This is a genomic window from Streptomyces sp. NPDC032198 (assembly GCF_040636975.1).
Classification (GTDB): Bacteria; Actinomycetota; Actinomycetes; order Streptomycetales; family Streptomycetaceae; genus Streptomyces.
The window spans coordinates 96027-115652 of record NZ_JBEZVL010000014.1 but is presented as its reverse complement, the minus strand read 5'-3'; the positions used below and the strand labels follow the sequence as shown (position 1 = coordinate 115652).

18 protein-coding genes and 1 pseudogene are annotated in these 19626 nt (G+C 71.4%); 7 read left to right on the top strand and 12 right to left on the bottom strand.

Going from position 1 to position 19626, the window contains the following annotated elements; all coding sequences use genetic code 11:
* Window positions 1–8: 8 nt before the first annotated feature.
* The 7 genes from AB0E78_RS32400 to AB0E78_RS32370 form a co-directional block, all read right to left on the bottom strand.
* On the bottom strand, window positions 9–1577 hold the full coding sequence (locus tag AB0E78_RS32400) for an FAD-dependent oxidoreductase (RefSeq protein ID WP_361840123.1): 1569 nt from the start codon (window positions 1575–1577) through the stop codon (window positions 9–11).
* A gap of 162 nt (window positions 1578–1739) precedes the next feature.
* On the bottom strand, window positions 1740–1919 hold the full coding sequence (locus tag AB0E78_RS32395) for a hypothetical protein (protein ID WP_361840120.1): 180 nt from the start codon (window positions 1917–1919) through the stop codon (window positions 1740–1742).
* Window positions 1920–2034: 115 nt separating this feature from the next.
* Window positions 2035–4089 carry a glycoside hydrolase gene (locus tag AB0E78_RS32390; RefSeq protein WP_361840117.1) on the bottom strand — a complete coding sequence of 685 codons (2055 nt, stop codon included), beginning with the start codon at window positions 4087–4089 and terminating at the stop codon, window positions 2035–2037.
* A gap of 104 nt (window positions 4090–4193) precedes the next feature.
* Window positions 4194–6245, bottom strand: coding sequence for a beta-galactosidase (locus AB0E78_RS32385; protein ID WP_361840114.1), 2052 nt, complete (start codon window positions 6243–6245; stop codon window positions 4194–4196).
* 53 nt (window positions 6246–6298) lie between these two features.
* Entirely contained in the window at window positions 6299–7639 is a 1341-nt protein-coding gene (locus AB0E78_RS32380; RefSeq protein WP_361840111.1) for a sugar ABC transporter substrate-binding protein, read from the bottom strand.
* A 53-nt stretch (window positions 7640–7692) separates the two neighbouring features.
* The gene (locus AB0E78_RS32375) at window positions 7693–8676 is read right to left on the bottom strand and encodes a carbohydrate ABC transporter permease (RefSeq protein WP_361840108.1); all 984 of its coding nucleotides are present in this window, start codon (window positions 8674–8676) and stop codon (window positions 7693–7695) included.
* A 4-nt stretch (window positions 8677–8680) separates the two neighbouring features.
* Window positions 8681–9607 carry a sugar ABC transporter permease gene (locus AB0E78_RS32370; protein WP_361840106.1) on the bottom strand — a complete coding sequence of 309 codons (927 nt, stop codon included), beginning with the start codon at window positions 9605–9607 and terminating at the stop codon, window positions 8681–8683.
* A 336-nt stretch (window positions 9608–9943) separates the two neighbouring features.
* Here AB0E78_RS32370 and AB0E78_RS32365 point away from each other — a divergent pair, with 336 nt between their 5' ends.
* The 6 genes from AB0E78_RS32365 to AB0E78_RS32340 all read left to right on the top strand — a co-directional run bounded on the left by AB0E78_RS32365 (window position 9944) and on the right by AB0E78_RS32340 (window position 16292).
* Window positions 9944–10939, top strand: a complete 996-nt coding sequence (locus tag AB0E78_RS32365) for a LacI family DNA-binding transcriptional regulator (RefSeq protein WP_361840510.1) — start codon at window positions 9944–9946, stop codon at window positions 10937–10939.
* Window positions 10940–11018: 79 nt separating this feature from the next.
* On the top strand, window positions 11019–12569 hold the full coding sequence (locus tag AB0E78_RS32360) for an SDR family oxidoreductase (RefSeq protein ID WP_361840104.1): 1551 nt from the start codon (window positions 11019–11021) through the stop codon (window positions 12567–12569).
* Between the two features lie 73 nt (window positions 12570–12642).
* Complete coding sequence (locus AB0E78_RS32355) at window positions 12643–13227, top strand: sigma-70 family RNA polymerase sigma factor (protein ID WP_361840101.1); 585 nt, start codon at window positions 12643–12645, stop codon at window positions 13225–13227.
* Window positions 13224–13979, top strand: coding sequence for an anti-sigma factor (locus tag AB0E78_RS32350; RefSeq protein ID WP_361840099.1), 756 nt, complete (start codon window positions 13224–13226; stop codon window positions 13977–13979). The genes AB0E78_RS32355 and AB0E78_RS32350 overlap by 4 nt, the downstream gene beginning before the upstream one ends.
* Before the next feature lie 13 nt (window positions 13980–13992).
* The gene (locus AB0E78_RS32345; RefSeq protein WP_361840096.1) at window positions 13993–15351 is read left to right on the top strand and encodes a deoxyribodipyrimidine photo-lyase; all 1359 of its coding nucleotides are present in this window, start codon (window positions 13993–13995) and stop codon (window positions 15349–15351) included.
* Between the two features lie 302 nt (window positions 15352–15653).
* Window positions 15654–16292 carry a fasciclin domain-containing protein gene (locus AB0E78_RS32340; RefSeq protein WP_361840508.1) on the top strand — a complete coding sequence of 213 codons (639 nt, stop codon included), beginning with the start codon at window positions 15654–15656 and terminating at the stop codon, window positions 16290–16292.
* A gap of 82 nt (window positions 16293–16374) precedes the next feature.
* On the opposite strand, the pseudogene AB0E78_RS32335 reads toward AB0E78_RS32340, so the two are convergent.
* A pseudogene (locus AB0E78_RS32335) lies at window positions 16375–16558 on the bottom strand (metal-sensitive transcriptional regulator).
* A 79-nt stretch (window positions 16559–16637) separates the two neighbouring features.
* On the opposite strand from AB0E78_RS32335, the gene AB0E78_RS32330 reads away from it, so the two are divergent.
* Complete coding sequence (locus tag AB0E78_RS32330) at window positions 16638–17198, top strand: rhodanese-like domain-containing protein (protein ID WP_361840093.1); 561 nt, start codon at window positions 16638–16640, stop codon at window positions 17196–17198.
* Between the two features lie 35 nt (window positions 17199–17233).
* On the opposite strand, the gene AB0E78_RS32325 is transcribed toward AB0E78_RS32330, so the two are convergent.
* The 4 genes from AB0E78_RS32325 to AB0E78_RS32310 all read right to left on the bottom strand — a co-directional run bounded on the left by AB0E78_RS32325 (window position 17234) and on the right by AB0E78_RS32310 (window position 19569).
* The gene (locus AB0E78_RS32325) at window positions 17234–17818 is read right to left on the bottom strand and encodes an alkaline shock response membrane anchor protein AmaP (protein ID WP_361840090.1); all 585 of its coding nucleotides are present in this window, start codon (window positions 17816–17818) and stop codon (window positions 17234–17236) included.
* Window positions 17802–18794, bottom strand: a complete 993-nt coding sequence (locus AB0E78_RS32320; RefSeq protein ID WP_361840088.1) for a DUF6286 domain-containing protein — start codon at window positions 18792–18794, stop codon at window positions 17802–17804. The genes AB0E78_RS32325 and AB0E78_RS32320 overlap by 17 nt, the downstream gene beginning before the upstream one ends.
* Window positions 18791–18976 (bottom strand): hypothetical protein, encoded by a 186-nt coding sequence (locus AB0E78_RS32315; RefSeq protein ID WP_361840085.1) that lies wholly within the window; start codon window positions 18974–18976, stop codon window positions 18791–18793. Before AB0E78_RS32315 ends, AB0E78_RS32320 begins: the two co-directional genes overlap by 4 nt.
* Before the next feature lie 71 nt (window positions 18977–19047).
* A complete protein-coding gene (locus tag AB0E78_RS32310; protein WP_361840082.1) occupies window positions 19048–19569 on the bottom strand; it encodes an Asp23/Gls24 family envelope stress response protein in 522 nt (173 codons plus the stop codon).
* Window positions 19570–19626 lie beyond the last annotated feature (57 nt).

Genomic DNA, 19626 nt, shown 5'->3' with positions numbered 1-19626 from the left:
GCCCTCTCCTAGGCCGGGGTATTCGGATCGTCCGGGGAACCGGGAATCTCGCGCGGTTCCAGGGGACGCGTGGCGGGGCCGTGCAGGACCGCGCCGTCCGTGCCGAAGCGGGAGCCGTGGCAGGGGCACTCCCAGGCCCGCTCCGCGTCGTTGAACTGCACCAGGCATCCCAGGTGGGTGCAGCGCGCGGAGAGCGCGGTGGCGTGCCCGCTCTCGTCGCGGTAGACCGCGCATCGCTTCCCGTCCAGGCGTATGACGGCTCCGCTGCCGGGTGGGATGTCGGTCAGCGCGTCGACGTGGCTGGTGTGCAGCCGGTCGCCGACGAAGTGTTTCGCCGCGGATGCCTGGTAGGAGGCGACCTGGCCCGCGTCGCGGATCGGGGGCAGCCGCCGCGGGTCGTACAGATCGGTCCAGGCCGGTCGCGGTCCGCCCGCGATGTGGGCGGTGAGCAGGCGCCCCGCCATCACGCCGTTGCTCATGCCCCAGCCGCCGAAGCCGGTGGCGACGAAGAGGTGCTGGGTGCCGGGGTGGGCATGGCCGACGTAGGGCAGCTGGTCGGCGGAGTCGTTGTCCTGCGCCGCCCACCGGTAGGTCTCGCCCTTCTCGGCGAAGTGCGGCAGGTGTTCGCGTGCCCAGGCTTCGAGCCTGTCGTACCGTCCGCGCACGCCGCCCGCGCCCGGCTCGAACGATTCCCCGGTGACGATGAGCAGCCGCCGCCCGTCGTCGTAGGGGGCGCTGCGCAGCGAACGGGTGCCGCCCTCCGGGGTGATGTACATGCCCGCGGGCGCCGCGTCCGAGGGCACGGGCGCCGCGATCACCAGCTCCCGCCGGGGCTTGATCCGGGTGAAGAGCAGGGTGCGGTCGAAGACCGGATAGTGCGTGGCGATGACCGCGTCGCGTGCCTCGACCGTGCTGCCGGACTCCGTGGTCAGCCGGCAGCGGGCGCCGTCGTGCAGTCCGGTGACGCGGGCCCGCTCGAAGATGCGTCCGCCCGCCCGGGTGATGTGCTCGGCCAGGGCAAGCAGGAACTTCCGTGGATGGAACTGCAGTTGGCCCCCGACGCGTACCGCACCTGCGACGTCGAAGGGCAGTTCCGTGTCGGTCGTGAAGGACGCGTCGAGTCCGGCCCGCCGTGCGGCGGCTGCCTCCTGCCGCAGCTCGTCGACGCGTGCGGGGTCCTGTACGTAGGTGAAGGCGGCGGCGCGCTCCAGTTCGGCGTCGATGTCCAGCTCGGCGCAGAGGGCCGCGGTCCGCTCGACCGCCTCCTGCTGCGAGAGCGCGTACAGCCGCGCGTCGTCGGCGCCGTGCTTCGCCTCGAGACCGGCGTAGCGGATGCCGTGCGCGGCGGTCAGTTTGGCAGTCGTGTATCCGCTCACGCCCGCGGCGATCCGGTCCGCCTCCAGGACGACGACGTCGAGACCGGCGCGGACCAGGTCCCAGGCGGTGCACAGCCCGGCGATGCCGCCCCCGATGACCGCGACGTCCGCCGTCAGATCCGTGGCGGGGGCCGGGTACCCGGTGTCGGGCGTGGTCGCGATCCAGTACGACTCGTCAACTGTCCGGCGTTGCGTGGTCATGTCTTCTCCTGGGACCGGTCCGTGGTCATTGCGGCGCTGACGCGGACGGGTACCCCGGACGAGACGTCTCATCTCGGCGTTCGGATGTCCGCGTCCCACGTACTGCCGAGGGGCGCACCCAAGCGCTTGGGTGCGCCCCTCGGGGCATGCGCGGTCCGTGTGTCAGACCAGGTCGTCGTCCATGCCCTGCCGCTGCTGGGTGCGCGCGTCGCCCTGCTCGCGCTCCTGCTCGCGGCGCTGGCCCGGCTGCGCGGGGTCCTGCTCGCGACGGCCCCGCTGCGGGGGCTCCTGCCGGGCGGGGGCCTGGCGGGACGGATCGACGGACCGCTTTTGCTTGCCCATGAGTTCACTCCTCGTGAGGGCCGAATTGGTTTTCTCAGCGTGGCACGAGCAGTCACCCTGCGCATATCGAACCGTTGCGGTGCGTCATATGGCCTGGTGGGAGGTGGTTCCGGGGTCAGGTCACGTCGGTCACTCGCCAGCGCTGGTTGGCGCCGGAGTTCGGTGTCCACGTCGTGACGGCCGCTCCGTCGTGCGTGGCCTGGCCGCCGACCTCCAGGAGCCGGCCGGTGGCGGCGTTGACGAGGGTCCATGTGCCGTCGCCGGTCGTGGACATGATCCACTGGGCGGCCTTGCCGCGAGGCCCGGTGTCGGCCTCGACCACCGGGACACCGTCACGGACGGCCAGCCGCTTTCCCTCCGCGGGACTGGTGAACACGTACCGCCGCTTGTTGCCGGTGTCACCGCTGATCTGCCGCAGCCGCCACCGCTGACCCGCGGTGTCCGAGGCCGACTTGACGACGAGGCCGGTGCCGTCGTCGGCGACGGTGAGTTCCTTGCCGCTCTGGACGCCGGTCAGTCCGTACGTGTGGTTCTTCCGCAGCAGGGCGGCGTCCTTCGCGACACCGGACACCCCCTTGACGAGGAAGGACGTCACCGACTGGGCGGGCACCTCGAAGGTGGCCCTCCCGCCGCGTACGTCGATGGCCTCGTGCCGTGCGAGCTTGCCGTCGGCACTGGTCACCATGGGCGTGACCATGGCCTTCCCGCTCACGTGGCCGAACTTGGAGAGGTCGACCGTGACCGTGCGCGCGGCGGCCGTGCTGTTGACGTGAACGACCGTCGCCCTGTCGCCCGCGCGGGACACGGCGGCGGCGCTTGAGGTGTCGTCGACCTTGACGAGCCGGTCGCCGGGCCTGATGAAGTGGGTGAAGTTGCGGGCCGTGTCGAACTTGGTGTTCGTACGGATGGGGCAGGTCTCCAGTGTGTCCTTGGAGGTGCAGCTGAACGGCAGCTGGATGCTGCCCCAGTTGCCGCCCTTGGCGGACTCGCCGCCCGGCTTCATGTTGTCGTAGTCCTCGACCGGCTGCCAGAACACCCAGGCCTTCGGCTCCAGTTCACGCAGGTCGTCGACCATCCGCTGGGCCAGGCCGAGGCCGGGCCGCATGTCGTCGAAGTCCTGCCCGTCGCCCCAGTCGCCCTCTACCTCGCTCATCCACAGCGGCTTGTCCGCCGCCTTGGCGAGGTCACGCACGCTGGTGCGGCCGTCGGTGCCGTAGGTGTGGACGTTCATCTGGCGGACGGCGTCCCTGATCTCCTGCGGGTAGGAGTTCCAGTTCCGCGTGAAGGTGGTGGGGTTGGTCTCGTCCATCGCGGAGATCCTCGCGCCGCTCCGGGACTTCCTGAGCGCCGGATCGAGTGCGGCGATCACCTTCTGCTGGAGCTCGGGGCCGATGTGGGCCCCTTCCTGACGGCCGCCGACCGGCTCGCCGTCCGCTCCCAGGCGGGTGCCCCAGTAGTCGGTGTTGGGCTCGTTGAACGGATCGAGCGTGTCGACCTTGATGCCGTGGGCCTTCTCCAGACGTTCGGTCGCGCCCGCCAGGTAGGCGGCGAAATCGTCCACGGACCCGGTCTTGAGTTGGTCCTCGCTCGCGTTGAAGCCGCCCGATACGTACCCGCTCTTCGTCATGAACCAGGGCGGTGAATTGCTGAACGTCTCCCAGTGGTCGACGTCCCCCTTGATCCGGTCGACCCACCACCGCTGGGTGGCGTCGGCCTTCGGGTTCCAGTCGGCCGGGTCCGTGGCGCTCCACCAGTCGGTGTCCTTGCGCGTGGTGCCCGCGGGGGCCTTCCACCAGCCGTCGACCGCGCCTCCGGGGCGCAGATAGTCCTTGACGTCGGGGGCGTTGCCGCCGCCGATGTTGTAGCGGGCGATGTTCAGGCCGAGCCCGTCGTCGCCGAAGAGCAGCTCGGCCAGCTTCTCGCGTATCTCCTTGGGGTAGTCACCGGTGGCATTGGCGAACCAGACCAGGCTCGTGCCCCAGCCCTCGAACTTCTCGTGCCCGTAGGAGGGATCGGGCCGGACGGTCACGGCGGCGGACGCGGCGGCGGCCTGCTGCGGCGGGGCGGTGAGCAGGGCGGTCCCGGTGGCCAGGGCGGTGCTGCCGACGATGCCGATGAGCCGTCGCGTGCGCGTTCGCCTGCCGCTTCTCGTGCGGTTTCGAGGTGCCAACGTGTGCTCCCAACGTAGGTGCGCTTCGGGGGCGTGCCGTCCGCACCGGGGCAGGACGGCACGCCCCGCGGACGGGGTGGCGCTGTACAGGAGGGGGTGGGGTGTCAGGGGGTGGGCTGTCGCAGGACGGCGACTTCCCTGGGGTGCAGGACGAGACCGCCGCCGGCGGCATCCGGGGCGCCGCCGACGAGGACGTCTCCGGTCAGTCCGGGCAGCGGCACGGTGTCGTCCGTCCGGTTGACCAGGAACAGATAGCGGCTGTCCGCGTCGCGGCGCACGGCGAGCTCGACGCGTCCCCGCGCGGGGACGGGCAGTTCGCTGCCGACTCCGGCCGGGGCGAGGAGCTCCGGCAGCAGGGCGGCGAGGCCGTCCGTGCCGAGCCGGGTGGAGACGTACGCCGCCGAACCGCGGCCCGCGGCACGCCGGGTGACGGCGGGGCGCTCGGCGTACGCACCGGTGCGGTACCGGGCGAGCACCTCCACCTCCGGCCCCGTGATGGTGATCCGGTCGGTCCAGACCGTGCCCGTGGTGGCGTTGTCCAGCGCCACGGTGTCGTCGGCGAGCAGCGGCCCGAACTCCTCGACGCGGATGCCGAGCAGCTCACGCAGCGCCCCTGGATGGCCGCCGAGCCACACGTGGTCGTTCTCGTCGACGATGCCGGAGAAGTAGGTCGTGATCAGGTGGCCGCCGCCCTCGGCGTACCGCGTGAGGTCCTTGGCGAGCGCCTCGGGGACCACGTGCAGCACGGGCGCGATCAGGACGTCGTACGGGGCGAGTTCGGTCCGCTTGGTCACGACGTCGGCGCGGATGCCGAGGGCGAGGAGCGCGGAGTACCAGTCGAGGGCCTCCTGGTGGTAGTCGAGAAGGGAGGTGGGGTGGGAGTCCTGCTCGCTCGCCCACCACGAGTCCCAGTCGAAGAGGACGGCCACGCGGGCCGGTTCGCGGCCGGTGCCCGCGACGGGCGCGAGCGCCTTCAGGGTCCGCCCCAGGCCGGTCACCGCACGGAACACCTCGCTGTCGGCCCCGGCGTGCGGCACCATCGCCGAGTGGTACTTCTCGGCACCGGCCGCCGACTGGCGCCACTGGAAGAAGCACACGGCGTCGGCGCCGTGCGCGACGTGCAGCAGGGAGTCGCGGGCGAGGTCGCCCTCGCGCTTGGCCAGGTTGACCGGCTGCCAGTTGACGGCGCTGGTGGAGTGCTCCATCAGGAACCACGGTCGGTGGCCAGCGACGGAGCTGGTGAGGCTGGCGGAGAAGGACAGCTCGTCCCTGGCCTGCGGGCCGGGCACGACGTAGTGGTCGTTCGAGACGAAGTCGACCTCGCCCGCCCAGTCCGCGTAGTCCATGCCCTTGGTGCCGCCCATCACCATGAAGTTCGTGGTGACGGGCACCTCCGGGGTGAGCTCGCGCAGGACGTCGCGCTCCGCGCGCAGATACTCCTTGAGCGCGTCCGACGAGAACCGCTTGAAGTCCAGTTGCTGGGTGGGGTTCGGGTGCGATGCCGCGAGCCGCGGCGGCAGGATCTGCTCCCAGTCGCTGTAGCGCTGCGACCAGAATGCCGTGCCCCAGGCGTGGTTGAGGCCGTCGAGGGTGGTGTGGCGGGCGCGCAGCCAGTCGCGGAAGGCGCGCGCGGCGTCGTCGGAGTAGTCGTAGATGTTGTGGCAGCCCAGCTCGTTGGAGACGTGCCAGGCCACGAGGGCCGGATGGCCGGCGTAGCGCAGGGCCATTTCCCGCACCAGGCGCAGCGCGTGCTCCCGGAAGACGGGCGAGGTCGGCCGCCAATGCTGCCGCGCCCCCGGCCACACCGTCTCACCGGCGGCGGTCACCGGAAGGATCTCCGGATGCGCCGCGGTGAGCCAGGGCGGCGGGGACGCGGTGGCGGTGGCCAGGTCGACCGCGATGCCGCCCGCGTGCAACAGGTCCATGATCTCGTCGAGCCAGCCGAAGTCCCATGTGTCCTGGGCCGGTTGGATGCGCGCCCAGGAGAAGATCCCCAGGGAGACGATGGTGACGCCCGCCTCGCGCATCAGCCGGACGTCCTCCTCCCAGACCGTGCGCGGCCACTGCTCGGGGTTGTAGTCGGCGCCGTACGCGAGCCCGGGGGTGACGGCACCGTCCGGTCCGCGCAGCAGCCGGGACGGGAGGGTGGGGGGCATGGTGGTCCTTCCGGAGTGGTGCTCGGGATGTAGGGAGGGAGGGTCGCGCCGCGTCACTTCTGGACGCTGAAGCCCTGCTCGTTGCCGTACTTGACGGAGGCGTCCTGCCAGGACTTCAGGCCCTTGGTCAGGGGAGTGCCGGAGACGTAGGCTTTGCCCGCGGTGTCGTTGAAGATCGAGTTGGCGTACACCTGGTAGGGCAGGTACTTCCAGTCGTCGGCGACGTTCGCCGCGGACTCGGCGAAGACCTTGTTGGCCTTCTGGCCGCCGAAGTACGGGAACTCCGTGTTCTGGAACGCCTTGGACCGCAGATCCTTGGTGGTCGCCGGGAAGGCCCCCTCCGAGATGCGGGTCTGCACTCCCTTGCCGGAGTTGGCGTACTCGACGAAGGCGTAGGCGAGTTCCTTGCTCTTGCCGAGCTCGGGCAGGGCGAGCGAGCTGCCGCCGTTCTCGGCGCTCGCCTTGGCGCCCGCGGTCCACTGCGGCAGGGGCGCCGCGCGCCAGTCGCCGGAGGCCTCCTTCACGCCGGAGGCGAAGTTGGCGGGCATCCAGGCGCCGGAGGGCAGGGTCGCGATGGTGCCGTCACCGAAGGCCTTGTACCACTCGTCGGTCCAGGGGTTGATCGGGGCGACCAGCTTCTCGTCGATGAGCTTCTGCCAGGTCTTGGTGTAGGCCTGGGCGCCCTTGTCGGAGAAGTCGATGCCGACCTTGGTGCCGTCGACCTTGTAGGGGCGCGAACCGGCCTGCCACAACAGGCTGGTGGTGAGCCCCGCCTCTCCGGTGTCGCTGGTGATGTACGCCTTCGGGTCGGCCTTGTGCAGCTTGCGGGCGGCCTGGAGGTACTCGTCCCAGGTCGTCGGCACCTTGATCTTGTGCTTGTCGAAGACCTTCTTGTTGTAGAAGAGGGCCATGGGTCCTGAGTCCATCGGCAGGGCGTAGACGCCGTCACCGGACTTCACCGCGTTCCAAGGGCCCGGCGAATAGGAGCCCTTGAGCTTGCCCGCGCCGAAGGGGGTCAGATCGGTGATGGACTTGGTCAGGGCGTACTGGCTCAGCGCGTAGTACTCGACCTGCGCGACGTCGGGGACGCCCTTCTTCGCCGACATGGCGTTCTGCAGGGCGGTGTACTGGTCCTTGTTGGTACCCGCGTTCACCAACTCGACGTCGACGGCGGGGTGTTCCTTCTCAAAGTCGGCGACGACCTTCTTGAGGGTGGGTTCCCATGCCCACACCTTGACCTTGCCGCCCTTCTTCAGGGCCGCCTCGATGTCCGCGGCCGAGACCTGCTTCTGGCTCGCGCCGTCGTCGTCGGAGCCGCCGCAGGCGGTCGCCCCGAGGGCGAGGGCGCAGACGAGACCTATGCCGCGCAGCAGGCGGCGGGTGTTCTGGGGCATGGCGATGCTTCCACTTCTTCGTGGTCGACAAGGGGGCATTTGGCAGGCGGGTATTACTCTTTGACGCTTCCGGCGGCGAGTCCGGACTGCCAGTACTTCTGGAGCAGCAGGAACGCGGCGATCAGCGGCAGGACGGTGATCAGCGAACCGGTGATCACCAGGTGGAAGACGGGATCGCCGCCCGCTGTCGAGGCCTGGGCGTTCCAGCTGTTCAGGCCCAGGGTCAGCGGATACCAGTCCGGGTCCTTGAGCATGATCAGCGGCAGGAAGTAGTTGTTCCAGGTCGCGACCATCGTGAACAGCAGGACGGTCACGGTGCCGGGCGCGAGCAGGGGAAGAGCGACCTGGAAGAAGGTGCGCAGCTCGCTCGCCCCGTCGATGCGGGCGGCCTCCATCAGCTCCGTGGGGATGGCCTCGGTGGCGAACACCCACATCAGGTAGAGGCCGAAGGGCGAGATGAGCGAGGGGATGATGACCGCCCAGGGGGTGTCCGTCAGGCCCATCTTGCTGAACATCAGGAACGTGGGCACCGCCAGAGCCGTACCGGGCACGGCGACGGCACCGATGACGACGGCGAAGACGGCGCGCTTGCCCGGGAAGTCGAACTTCGCGAGGGCGTAGCCGCCCAGGACTGCCAGGAGGGTGGCGCCGCCGGCCCCGACCACCACGTACAGCAGGGTGTTGAGCAGCCAGCGGGTGAAGACGCCGTCGTTGTACGTGAAGGTCGTGCTGATGTTGTCCCACAGGGCGAAGTCCCCGCTGAACCACAGGCCGAACGAACCGGCGAGCCCCTGCTGGGTCTTGGTGGCGCTGATGACCAGCCACACCAGGGGTATCAGGCTGTAGAGCAGGACGAGGCCGGTGAGCACGGTGAGCGGCACGCTGCGCCGGGGGCGGCCCGCGCTGTGCAGGCGGGACGCGCGGACGCGGGACGCGCTGACACGGGGTGTCCTCAGTCGGGGTGCGGAGCCCGGGGCGCGGGTCGGTGCGGGGACGCTCGGGGAAGCGGTGGTGACGGGGCTGCTCGGTCCGGTCATCGGGTCACGCTCCCTTGCGCATGCCGCGCAGCTGGACGACGTAGGCGATGACCATCGTGATCAGGCCCATGACGATGGCGACCGTCGCGGAGTAGTTCTGCTGCTGGCCCGAGAAGGAGAGCGAGTACGTGTAGAGGTTCGGGGTGAAGTCGGTGGTGATGGAGTTGCGCGCCAGGTTCTGCAGAATGCTCGGCTCGTTGAACAGCTGGAAGCTGCCGATGATCGAGAAGATCGTCGCGATCACCATGGCGCCGCGGATCGCGGGGAGTTTGATGGCCGTGATGACGCGGATCTGACCGGCGCCGTCGATCTCCGCGGCCTCGTACAGGGAGTGCGGGATGACGCGGAGCGCGGAGTAGAAGATCAGCATGTTGTAGCCCACGAACTCCCAGGTGACGATGTTGCCGATCGACGCCAGGACCAGAGAGGGCGAGAGCGGGTCGGGCAGCGAGACGCCCAGGGCGTCGTTGATGTCGCCCACCAGCCCGAAGCGGGTGCCGTACATGAAGCCCCACATCAGCGAGGCCACCACGGCGGGCACGGCATAGGGCAGGAAGACCGAGATCCGGAAGAAGTCCTTGCCGTACAGGCGGCCGCTGTCCAGGGCGAGTGCGATGAGCAGGGCGATACCCAGCATGATCGGGACCTGGACCGCGAGGAACAGCGAGACCCGGCCCAGTGACGCCCAGAACTGGCCGTCGCTCAGGGCCTGTTGGTAGTTGTCTAGGCCCACGAACGTGGTGCCGCCGATGAGTTGGTCGCGGAAGAGGCTGAGGTAGACCGAGTAGGCGAGGGGGGCCAGGAAGACCAGGGCGAAGACCGCCACGAAGGGGCCGATGAACCCCCAGCCCGTCCAGGACCGGCGGTACCGCGGCGCCGGGGGCCGGGCGGGACGCCGCTTCGCGGCCCCCTGCAGGTGAAGCGTCGTCATGTCGTTCCTCGCTCGTCCATCTCGGAGCCGGCGTCACGGGGCGCGATGTTTGCGTAAACATCGCGCTGTGACAAGGGCCTGGGCCGAGTGCCGCGGGGTGTTATGTTTACGTAAACATTCAGTGGCGGAATGTCTACACTGCCCCGATGGCGACGGTCAAGAGCCGTCCGAGAAGACTGATGCGGACGCGGCGAGACAGTGGAAGCACGGGCGAGGGAGACAGTGGAAGCACGAGCGGGAGCACCGGAGAACACGTCGGCGAGCGGCACCCGCGGCGAACGGGAACGGGGCCAGGGCGAACGGGAAGGGGCCGCGCGCCGCGGGCAGAGCGCGTCCATGGCCGACGTGGCGCGCCTCGCCGGCGTCTCCTCGCAGACCGTCTCCCGTGTCTCCAACGGGTTCCCGGGCGTCAACGAAGAGACCCGGCAGCAGGTCCTCGCCGCCATGAAGGAACTCGGCTACCGGCCCAACAGCGCGGCCCGCGCCCTCAAGCGCGGCGAGTTCCGCACGATCGGCCTGATCACCTTCACCCTCTCCACCACCGGCAACGTACGCACCATCGACGCGATCGCCACCTCCGCGGCACAGGAGGGGTACGCCGTCACCCTGCTCCCCGTCGCCGTCCCCACCCAGGACGAGGTGCGGGGCGCGTTCTCCCGGCTCGGGGAACTCGCCGTCGACGCGGTCATCGTCATCATGGAGAAGCACCTCCTCGACGCGGCGGCCCTCTCCCTGCCGCCCCACGTCCAGGTGGTCGTGGCCGACTCGGACGCGGGGGACCGCTACACCGTGGTCGATACCGATCAGGCGGGCGGCACGCGCGACGCCGTCCGGCATCTCCTCGACCTCGGCCACCGGACCGTCTGGCACCTCGCGGGGCCCGAGGACTCCTACGCCGCGCAACGCCGCGCCGACGCCTGGCGGGCGACGCTCGAAGCGGCCGGATGCGCCCCGCCGCCCCTCGTGCGCGGCGACTGGTCGGCGGAGTCGGGATACCGGGCCGGGCTCGGCATCGCCGGCCGGGAGGACTGCACGGCGGTGTTCGCGGCCAACGACCAGATGGCGCTCGGCCTGCTGCGCGCCCTGCACGAGCGTGGCCGCGAGGTGCCGCGGGACGTCAGCGTCATCGGCTTCGACGACATCCCCGAGTCCGGCTCCTTCCTGCCTCCCCTGACCACCGTCCACCAGGACTTCGCCGAGGTGGGACGCCGCTGCGTCGAGGGCGTCCTGCGCCAGATGCGGCAGAGCACCCCCGAGCGCGGCACCACGCTCGTGCCCACGCGGCTCGTCCTGCGGCAGAGCACCGCACGGCCGCCCGCCGGTTCCCGCTGAGTTCGCTGATCGCGCGCTACAGGCCACAACCGGGGGAAGGTGGGCAGGGCAAGGACATCGTGCGAGGCCGGAGGTTCCCATGAACGGCGGCGACAACGGCGACGGCGGCAGCAGCGGCGACGGCGGAGACGCGCGGCGGCTGCGCTGCCTGGTGACCGGGGCGACCGGATACATCGGGGGGCGGCTCGTCCCCGAGCTGCTCGACGCGGGGCACCAGGTGCGCTGCCTCGCCCGCTCACCCGAGAAGCTGCGCGACTACCCCTGGGCCGGGCGGGCCGACGTGGTGCGCGGCGACGCCTCCGACGCCGAGTCCGTCGGCGCGGCCATGCGGGACATCGACGTCGCGTACTACCTCATCCACGCGCTCGGCACCGGGTCGGGCTTCGAGGAGACGGACCGCAAGGCGGCCCGGATCTTCGCCGAGCAGGCCCGCGCCGCGGGTGTGCGGCGCATCGTGTACCTGGGCGGACTCACCCCCGATGACGTCCCGGAGGAGGAGCTCTCGCCGCACCTGCGGTCACGGGCCGAAGTGGGCCGGATCCTGATGGAGTCCGGCGTGCCGACCACCATGCTCCGCGCCGCCGTCATCATCGGCTCCGGCTCCGCTTCCTTCGAGATGCTGCGCTACCTCACCGAGCGCCTGCCGGTCATGGTCACGCCGAGCTGGGTGAGCACCAGGATCCAGCCGGTCGCCGTGCGCGACGTCCTGCGCTACCTGGTCGGCAGCGCCACCATGCCCGACGAGGTCAACCGCGCCTTCGACATCGGCGGCCCCGACGTCGTCACCTACCGCGAGATGATGAGCCGGTACGCGGTCGTGGCGAAGCTGCCCCACCGCCTCATCCTGCCGGTGCCCATGCTGACCCCGCGTCTCTCCAGCCACTGGGTCGGCCTGATCACCCCCGTACCGGCCTCGATCGCCAGGCCGCTCGCGGAATCGCTGCGCTACGAAGTCATCTGCCACGAACACGACATCGCCCGGTACGTCCCCGACGCGCCCGGCGTCCCGATCACCTTCGACCGTGCGCTGTCCCTGGCCCTCGAACGCGTGAAGGACGCCCAGGTCAGCACCCGGTGGTCGTCCGCCGCGCTGCCCGGCGCCCCCAGCGACCCGCTGCCCACCGATCCCGACTGGGCGGGCGGCAGCCTCTACAGCGACCGGCGGGAACAGACCGTGGACGCCTCGCCGCAGGCCCTGTGGCGCGTCGTGGAAGGCGTGGGCGGAGACAACGGCTGGTACTCGTTCCCGCTCGCCTGGGCGGTGCGCGGCTGGCTCGACCGGCTCGTCGGCGGGGTCGGCCTGAGACGCGGACGCCGCGACGCCCAGCGGCTGCGGGTGGGGGACTCGCTGGACTTCTGGCGGGTCGAGGAGATCGAACCGGGACGGCTGCTGCGGCTGCGGGCCGAGATGCGGCTGCCCGGCCTCGCCTGGCTGGAGATGTACGCGGAAGAGGACGACAAGGGCCGCACCCGCTACCGGCAGCGGGCGCTCTTCCATCCGCGCGGCCTCCTTGGGCACGCGTACTGGTGGAGCGTCTCGCCGTTCCACGCGCTCGTCTTCGGCGGCATGGCGCGCAACATCACACGGACGGCCGAACAGCGCACCGCAAAAACCGCCCGGAAATCGTGACCCACGGCCAATCCGGCGACGCACCGGCTCCGAATCACCTCTGAAGGCGACCAGCGTCCAGGAGGATCACCGGGTGAATGAAGTGGTGCACATCAGCGGGGCTCCCTCCGCGGGACCCGATCCGGCCGAGCTGCTCAGCCGGGTGGCCCGCGGCGATCAGGAGGCCTTCACCTCGCTGTACGACGTCGTCTGCTCTCCCGTCCTGGGACTCGTGCGCACGGTGCTGCGCGACCCGGCCCAGTCCGAGGAGGTCGCCCAGGAAGTGCTGGTGGAGGTGTGGCGCAGCGCCGCCCGCTACCGGCCGGAGCGGGGGAGTGTCATGAACTGGGTGCTCACGATGGCGCACCGCAGGGCGGTGGACCGGGTGCGGTCCGTGCAGGCGGCGGCCGAGCGTGACCACAAGGCGGCGCTGCTCGAACGCACGCCGGCCTTCGACGAGGTGAGCGAGCAGGTCGAGACGCGCCTCGAGCGCGAGCAGGTGCGCCGCTGTCTGCGCACCCTGACCGAACGGCAGCGGCAGTCGGTGACCCTGGCCTACTACCGGGGGCTGACCTACCGTGAGGTCGGCGAACTCCTCTCCGTGCCGCTCGGGACGGTCAAGACCCGGCTGCGCGACGGTCTCATCCGGCTGCGCGACTGCCTGGGGGTGAGCGCATGAGCTCCGCCGATCTGCACACCCTGACGGGTGCGTACGTCCTGCACGCCCTCTCGGACGAGGAGCGCACGGAGTTCGAGCGGCACCTCCAGGAGTGCGAGGCCTGCGCCCAGGAGGTGCGTGAACTGGCCGCCACGGCAGGGCGTCTCGCCCGCGCCGTCTCGGTCACCCCGCCGGCGACCATGAAGACCGAGGTGCTGCGGAGCATCGCCACGGTCCGCCAACTGCCGCCGCACACGCCCACGCAGGGCAAGGCCACCGGTGGCACGGGCCGTGGACGGCGGCTCTCCCGCTTCGCCCTCGCCGCGTGCCTGGCGGCCGCCGCGGGGTTCGGTGGCATCGCCGTATGGCAGCACCAGCGGGCCGACGAGGCGGGCGAACGCGCACAGGAGGCACAGCGGCAGAGCGAACAGCTGGCCCGGGTGCTCGCGGCGCCGGACGCCAAGGCCGCGACCGCGCGGCTCACCGACGGCGCCACCGGCACGGTCGTGGTCGCCAAGAGCCGCAACCAAGCGGCCTTCGTGGCGGCCAAGATGCCCGAGCCGCCGTCGGGCAAGGTCTATCAGCTCTGGTTCAACGACGACGGATCGATGCGTTCGGCCGGTCTGATGGATCGGGCCCGCAGTACCGAGGCCGTGCTCCTGGACGGCCCGGTGGACCAGGCGTCCGGCATCGGCATCACCGTGGAGCCGACGGGCGGCTCGAAGGAGCCGACGTCCGACCCGGTGGCCCTGATGAACTTCCCCACGGCATGAGGAGCCGCAGCAAGTGACCGTATCGATCGTCCTGTTCACGTCCGATCTGCGCCTGCACGACAACCCGGCGCTACGGGCAGCGCTGAATGAAGCCGACCGGATCGTCCCGCTCTTCGTGTACGACGACGGGCTGCGGGCCACGGGCTTCGCCGTGCCGAACCGGCGTGCCTTCCTCGCCGACTGCCTGGAGGATCTCGACGCGGGGCTGCGCAAGCGCGGCGGTCGCCTCGTGGTCCGCGGCGGTGACGTCGTCGACGAGGTCCTCCGGGTGGTCAAGGAGACCGGGGCGGAGCGGCTGCACCTCGCGGCCGGGGTGAGCCGGTTCGCGGCACGGCGCGAGGAGCGGCTGCGGGCCGCGCTGGACGACACCGGCTGCGAGCTGGCCGTGCACGACGCGGTGGTCACGGCGGTCGCCCCGGGGGAGGTGCTCCCCGCGGGCAAGGACCACTACGCGGTGTTCACCCCGTACTTCCGGCGCTGGGCGGCGGAAGGCGTACGGGATCTCCTGGCCGCTCCGCGCACGGTGCGGGTCGCGGACGTGAAGTCGGAGCCGGTGTTCAAGCGCGCGGAGGTCACCGGCGTCTCACCGGGACTCGACGCGGGCGGCGAGAGCGTCGGACGACGGCGGCTGCGGGCCTGGCTGAACGGCGGTGTGGGGGGCTACGAGGACGGCCAGGACGACGTCGCGGGCGATGCGACGTCACGCCTCTCGCCCCACCTCCACTTCGGCACCCTGTCGGCGGCCGAAGTCATCCACGGGGCGAACCGCGAGGGCTCCCCGGGGGCGCAGGCGTTCGTCCGGCAGCTGGCCTGGCGGGACTTCCACCACCAGGTCCTCGCGGCCCGCCCGGAGGCGGCGGCCCACGACTACCGCTCGCACGGTGACCGGTGGCGCACGAACGAGAAGGAGATCACCGCCTGGACCGAGGGGCGCACCGGCTACCCCTTCGTGGACGCGGCGATGCGCCAACTGCGCCATGAGGGCTGGATGCACAACCGGGGACGCCTGGTGGTGGCGAGCTTCCTCACCAAGACGCTGTACGTCGACTGGCGGGTGGGTGCCCGGCACTTCCTGAGCCTCTTGGTGGACGGTGACGTCGCCAACAACCAGATGAACTGGCAGTGGGCTGCGGGCACGGGCACCGACACCCGGCCCAACCGGGTCCTCAACCCCGTCGTCCAGGGCAAGCGCTTCGACCGGGGCGGCCGTTACGTACGCCGCTGGCTGCCGGAACTCGCCGATGTCCCGGACCGGTACGTCCACGAGCCGTGGAAACTCCCGGACGACGACCGGGCGGACGTCGACTATCCCGAACCGGTCGTCGAACTGGCCGAGGCCCGCGCCCGCTTCGAGCAGGCCCGCGGAGCCTGAGGGGCCAAGGGGCGCCCGGCAACCAGAGGGGCTTGAGTGCCCGATCGGGTGAAGGCGCACCTGTGACCAATCCACGGCCCGCCGGGTGACGAATTCCCTGTGTGAGCGAAGAACGGAAGACGAGGGGACGGAGCGCACGGCCGTCGAGCCCGGAGCCCGGAGCCCGGTGCCGATGGCGCCGGGGCCGCTTCCGATGGCGCCACCGGGCGGTACCGGGTGGTGGCTCCCGTGCCCTGATGCCGTCCGCTCCCAGCCACCCCCCACGCATGCCATGCAACGACGCAAGGAGAACCCCCATGTCCATGTACTCCACCCGAATCCGCCGTGCCGCGGTCGCCGTCGCCGCCGCGGCCGTGCTGCCGATCGCGCTGACGGCGTGCTCGGACAGCGGCGACAAGGACACCAAGGCCGCGGACTCCACGCCCAGTGCGAAGGCGAGCACGCCGGACGACGCCATGAAGGCGAACGAGCCGTTCGGACCGGCCTGTTCGTCGGTCCCGAAGAGCGGCGCGGGCTCCTTCGACGGGATGGCGAAGGACCCGGTCGCCACCGCCGCGTCGAACAACCCGGACCTGTCCACCCTGGTCACCGCGGTCAAGAAGGCCGGTCTTGTCGACACCCTGAACAACGCCAAGGACCTCACGGTGTTCGCGCCGACCAACGACGCCTTCGCCAAGATTCCCAAGGCCGACCTGGACAAGGTGCTCAACGACAAGGCGCAGCTGACCAAGATCCTCACGTACCACGTGGTGGGTCAGAAGCTGAAGCCGCAGCAGCTGGAGAACGGCTCCTTCGAGACGCTGGAGAAGAGCAAGCTCACCACCGCGGGCTCCGGCACCGAGTACAAGGTCAACGACACGTCGAACGTCGTCTGCGGCAACGTCCCGACGGCCAACGCCACGGTCTACATCGTCGACACGGTCCTGATGCCGAAGAGCTGACGGACACCGCCGAAGGCCTGTGCCGCACCCGTCCGGGTGCGGCACAGGCATGCGGCTCTACAGGAGGTCAGGCCAGGAGCGGTCAGGCCAGGGAGAGGAACGGCTTCTTCAGGCGGGCCCGCATCCGATCGCGGCCAGCTGCGTGATCACGTCCTCGCAGTCCCGCCGTCCTCGATCATCTTGATGATCCCGGCGATCTGGCCCTGTGCCCGGCGCGGCCGGTTCAGCACGGACTTCAGCTCGTCCGCCGCCGTCTCCAGCCGCACGCCGCCCACCGTAAATACCCTGGGGGGTATTGTACCCTGCTGGAGTGAGAGCCTTGGATCAACGAAAGGACACCTCCACATGACTCCCCCCACCGATCTGGCGCCCGCCGAGGCGGCCGCCCGCCTCGACCGCTACACCGTCGTCGACGTCCGCACCCCCGGCGAGTACGCCTCCGGTCACCTTCCCGGGGCCCACAACATCCCCGTCGACCACCTGCACATGGCGCTGCCGGAGCTCAAGGCCGCCGCCGCCCGCGGTGAGCTCCTGATGGTCTGCGCCTCCGGAAACCGCTCGGCCTCCGCGTGCGACGAGCTGGCCGCCGCCGACATCCCCGCCGCCACCCTGGCCGGTGGCACCACCGCCTGGGCCGAACAGGGTCACCCCCTGCACCCCTCGGAGGGCGCCCCGGCGGCCTGGCCGATGGAGCGCCAGGTGCGGCTCGCCGCCGGGTCCCTGGTGGTCATCGGCCTCGCGGCCGGAACCCGCTTCCGGGCCGCGCGCTGGCTGGCCGCGGGGGTCGGCGCGGGCCTCGTCTACTCCGCCGTCACCGACACCTGCGGCATGGCCGCCGTCCTCGGCAGGCTGCCCCACAACCGCCCTCGCGCCGCCGACCTGCGCACCACGCTGGAAGCCCTGTAGCCGCAGGCCGGCCGCCGGGGTGCGGGGGGCGCCGCTCAGTGGATGCGGCGCGCCCGGTGCCGCCGGGTCGTCAGGTGCACGTCCGCCTCCAGGGCGCGGGGGGCTGCCGCCGCCCGTGCCTCGGCGATGGTGCCCCGGGCGAGCTCGCGCAGCACCGCTTCCGGGGAGCCGTCGGGGTCCAGGACCAGTGTGATGCGGGCGCGCAGCCGCCGGGGGCGTCCGAGCAGCCGTACGTGGGCGCGGGCCACGCCGTCGACACCCCGGGCGCGCTCGGCCATCGCGGAGGCCAGCGCCCTGGCGGAGAGGGTGACGCCGGGCTGACCGAGCGGGAGTTCCCGCAGCCGGCCGCTGCGGAACTGGGCGGCGGCCCAGCACAGGAACAGGACGGCGCCGACGGCCAGCGCGGTGATCACGACGGGCGGCCACCAGCCGTGATCACGCCACCGGCCGAGCAGTTCCTCGTCCAGCCACACCCGGTCGGCGTCGACACGGGGCACGGTCGACGGCAGCCGTTCGCGGACGGGCCTGGCCGCGGAAGCCAGTACGGCCCCCGCGAACAGCAGAACTGCCGCCGCGCAGAACAGAGTTGAGCGGTTCGTGCCGCTACGGAGTCGGCTCATCGGTGGTGCTCCTCTCCATGGCGGCAGGCTTGCTCCCGGAATCGAGCCGGGGGTCGGAGCCGGTCGGGGCGCGCCAGCCGGGTTCCGTCTTCAGCCGTACGCGCAGCCGCAGCGCCCCGGCGAGACCGAGCTCGGCGGTCGCCGCTTCGGCAGCCGCTTCCGCCGCCCGCCGCGCACCCTCCAGACCGCCGAACTCGAGCCCGGCACGCACCCGCGCCGTACGGCGGCCGACCCTGACCCGGACCTCGCCGATGCCCGGCACATCGGTCACGGCATCCCGCAGGAGGGCCGCCACCGCCCGGCGGTCCAGGACCGCGCGCACACCGGCGAGCGGCGGCCTCATCGGGAGCACACCACGACGCCCCGGCGTGACGGCCAGGACAAACAGCCACACACCGAGCAGGAACACTCCGGCCGCCGCGAGGACGCCCACGGCCGTCCCGCTGTCCGGGCCGTGCGTGGACAGCCACTCCATCACCTCGGCCCGCCACCGTGCGGGAGCGTGCCCGGCGGCGTGCACGGACACCACGTCGTACAGCAGCAGCCCGCAGACCGCGGCGCCGAGCAGCGCCAACACCGCGACGGGCAGGCGGCGTTGGGCCCACGGCCGATGAGCGCGCGGCCCGGCCGCCTCGGTGGCGGCCACCGGCGGTGCGAGCTGCTGCCCGCCGGACAGCGCGTGGCGTGACAGGCCCCGGACGCGGATCCGCGCCGAGGGCACCGTGAGGCCGGTGAGCCGGGCGGTGCGCTCGGCGACGTGCGAGCGCACGCTCTCGCCCGCCTCGTCGAGCTTGGCGGGGTAGGGCAGGGTCACGGTGACATTGACCCGGGCCCGGCGGCCGCGTACGGCCGCCGATCCGCCGCCGACCTCGACCGCGCCGGGCGCCAGCGCCTCCGTCGCGGCGCGCTCCGCGATGCGGCGCACCGCGCGGTCCGCGACGGTCGTCCTGCCGCGCTCGGCCGCGGGCGCGGTCATCGCCGCTCCCGGTCACGCCCGCCGAGGAAGGCGCGGAGGTCCGTGCCCTCGTCGACGAGGCGTCCCAGGACGAAGCCGACCGCGCCGAGCGCGGCGACCAGCAGGAACGCGCCGAATCCGCCGAACCACCCGGCGAATCCCAGGGCCATGCCCGTCATCAGGCCGACCAGAGCTGTGCTCACCACTCACCTCACACCACAGAAGGGGACGTCAGAAGGAGACGTCACGGCTGAGCCCGCGCGGGGCGGGAGCGTTACTCGACGCGCGTCTCGCCGCCGGAGTCCGCGGTGTCGTCCTCGGGCAGGTGGACGTCGTTGACGGCGACGTTCACCTCGACCACCTCGAGGCCGGTGATGCGCTCCACCGCCGAGATGACGTTCTCGCGCACGTCGTGGGCGACGTCCGTGATGGGCACGCCGTACTCGACGACGATGTCGAGGTCGATGGCCGTCTGCCGCTCGCCGACCTCCACCTTCACCCCGCGGCCGACGTTCGGGCGCCCGCCGGGAACGCGGTCGCGCACGGCGCCGATGGTGCGGGACAGGCCGCCGCCCATGTCGAACACGCCGGGGATCTCGCGGGCCGCCATGCCGGAGATCTTCACCACCACGACATCCGCGATGGACGTCTTGCCCCGCGTCGCCGCCGGCTGGGCCGCGCCGGTGGCTCCGCTGACGGTGATGGCTCCCGGGGTGCTCCTGCGGGCCTCGCCGGTGAGGTGCTTCTCTGTGCTGCCGGTCGCGGCAGCGTTCGAAGTGAGGTCAGGTGTCGTCATGGTGGCATCTCCTCGTCGTCGTCGGGGGTTTCTCGGTGGCTGTCCCTTCTCCTGCTC

Excerpts from the sequence above, each read along its gene's own strand:
- AB0E78_RS32400 (WP_361840123.1), bottom strand. The coding sequence starts at position 1,577 with ATGACCACGCAACGCCGGACAGTTGACGAGTCGTACTGGATCGCGACC.
- AB0E78_RS32395 (WP_361840120.1), bottom strand. The coding sequence starts at position 1,919 with ATGGGCAAGCAAAAGCGGTCCGTCGATCCGTCCCGCCAGGCCCCCGCC.
- AB0E78_RS32385 (WP_361840114.1), bottom strand. The coding sequence starts at position 6,245 with ATGCCCCCCACCCTCCCGTCCCGGCTGCTGCGCGGACCGGACGGTGCC.
- AB0E78_RS32380 (WP_361840111.1), bottom strand. The coding sequence starts at position 7,639 with ATGCCCCAGAACACCCGCCGCCTGCTGCGCGGCATAGGTCTCGTCTGC.
- AB0E78_RS32375 (WP_361840108.1), bottom strand. The coding sequence starts at position 8,676 with ATGACCGGACCGAGCAGCCCCGTCACCACCGCTTCCCCGAGCGTCCCC.
- AB0E78_RS32370 (WP_361840106.1), bottom strand. The coding sequence starts at position 9,607 with ATGACGACGCTTCACCTGCAGGGGGCCGCGAAGCGGCGTCCCGCCCGG.
- AB0E78_RS32365 (WP_361840510.1), top strand. The coding sequence starts at position 9,944 with ATGGCCGACGTGGCGCGCCTCGCCGGCGTCTCCTCGCAGACCGTCTCC.
- AB0E78_RS32360 (WP_361840104.1), top strand. The coding sequence starts at position 11,019 with ATGAACGGCGGCGACAACGGCGACGGCGGCAGCAGCGGCGACGGCGGA.
- AB0E78_RS32350 (WP_361840099.1), top strand. The coding sequence starts at position 13,224 with ATGAGCTCCGCCGATCTGCACACCCTGACGGGTGCGTACGTCCTGCAC.
- AB0E78_RS32340 (WP_361840508.1), top strand. The coding sequence starts at position 15,654 with ATGTACTCCACCCGAATCCGCCGTGCCGCGGTCGCCGTCGCCGCCGCG.
- AB0E78_RS32330 (WP_361840093.1), top strand. The coding sequence starts at position 16,638 with ATGACTCCCCCCACCGATCTGGCGCCCGCCGAGGCGGCCGCCCGCCTC.
- AB0E78_RS32325 (WP_361840090.1), bottom strand. The coding sequence starts at position 17,818 with ATGAGCCGACTCCGTAGCGGCACGAACCGCTCAACTCTGTTCTGCGCG.
- AB0E78_RS32320 (WP_361840088.1), bottom strand. The coding sequence starts at position 18,794 with ATGACCGCGCCCGCGGCCGAGCGCGGCAGGACGACCGTCGCGGACCGC.
- AB0E78_RS32310 (WP_361840082.1), bottom strand. The coding sequence starts at position 19,569 with ATGACGACACCTGACCTCACTTCGAACGCTGCCGCGACCGGCAGCACA.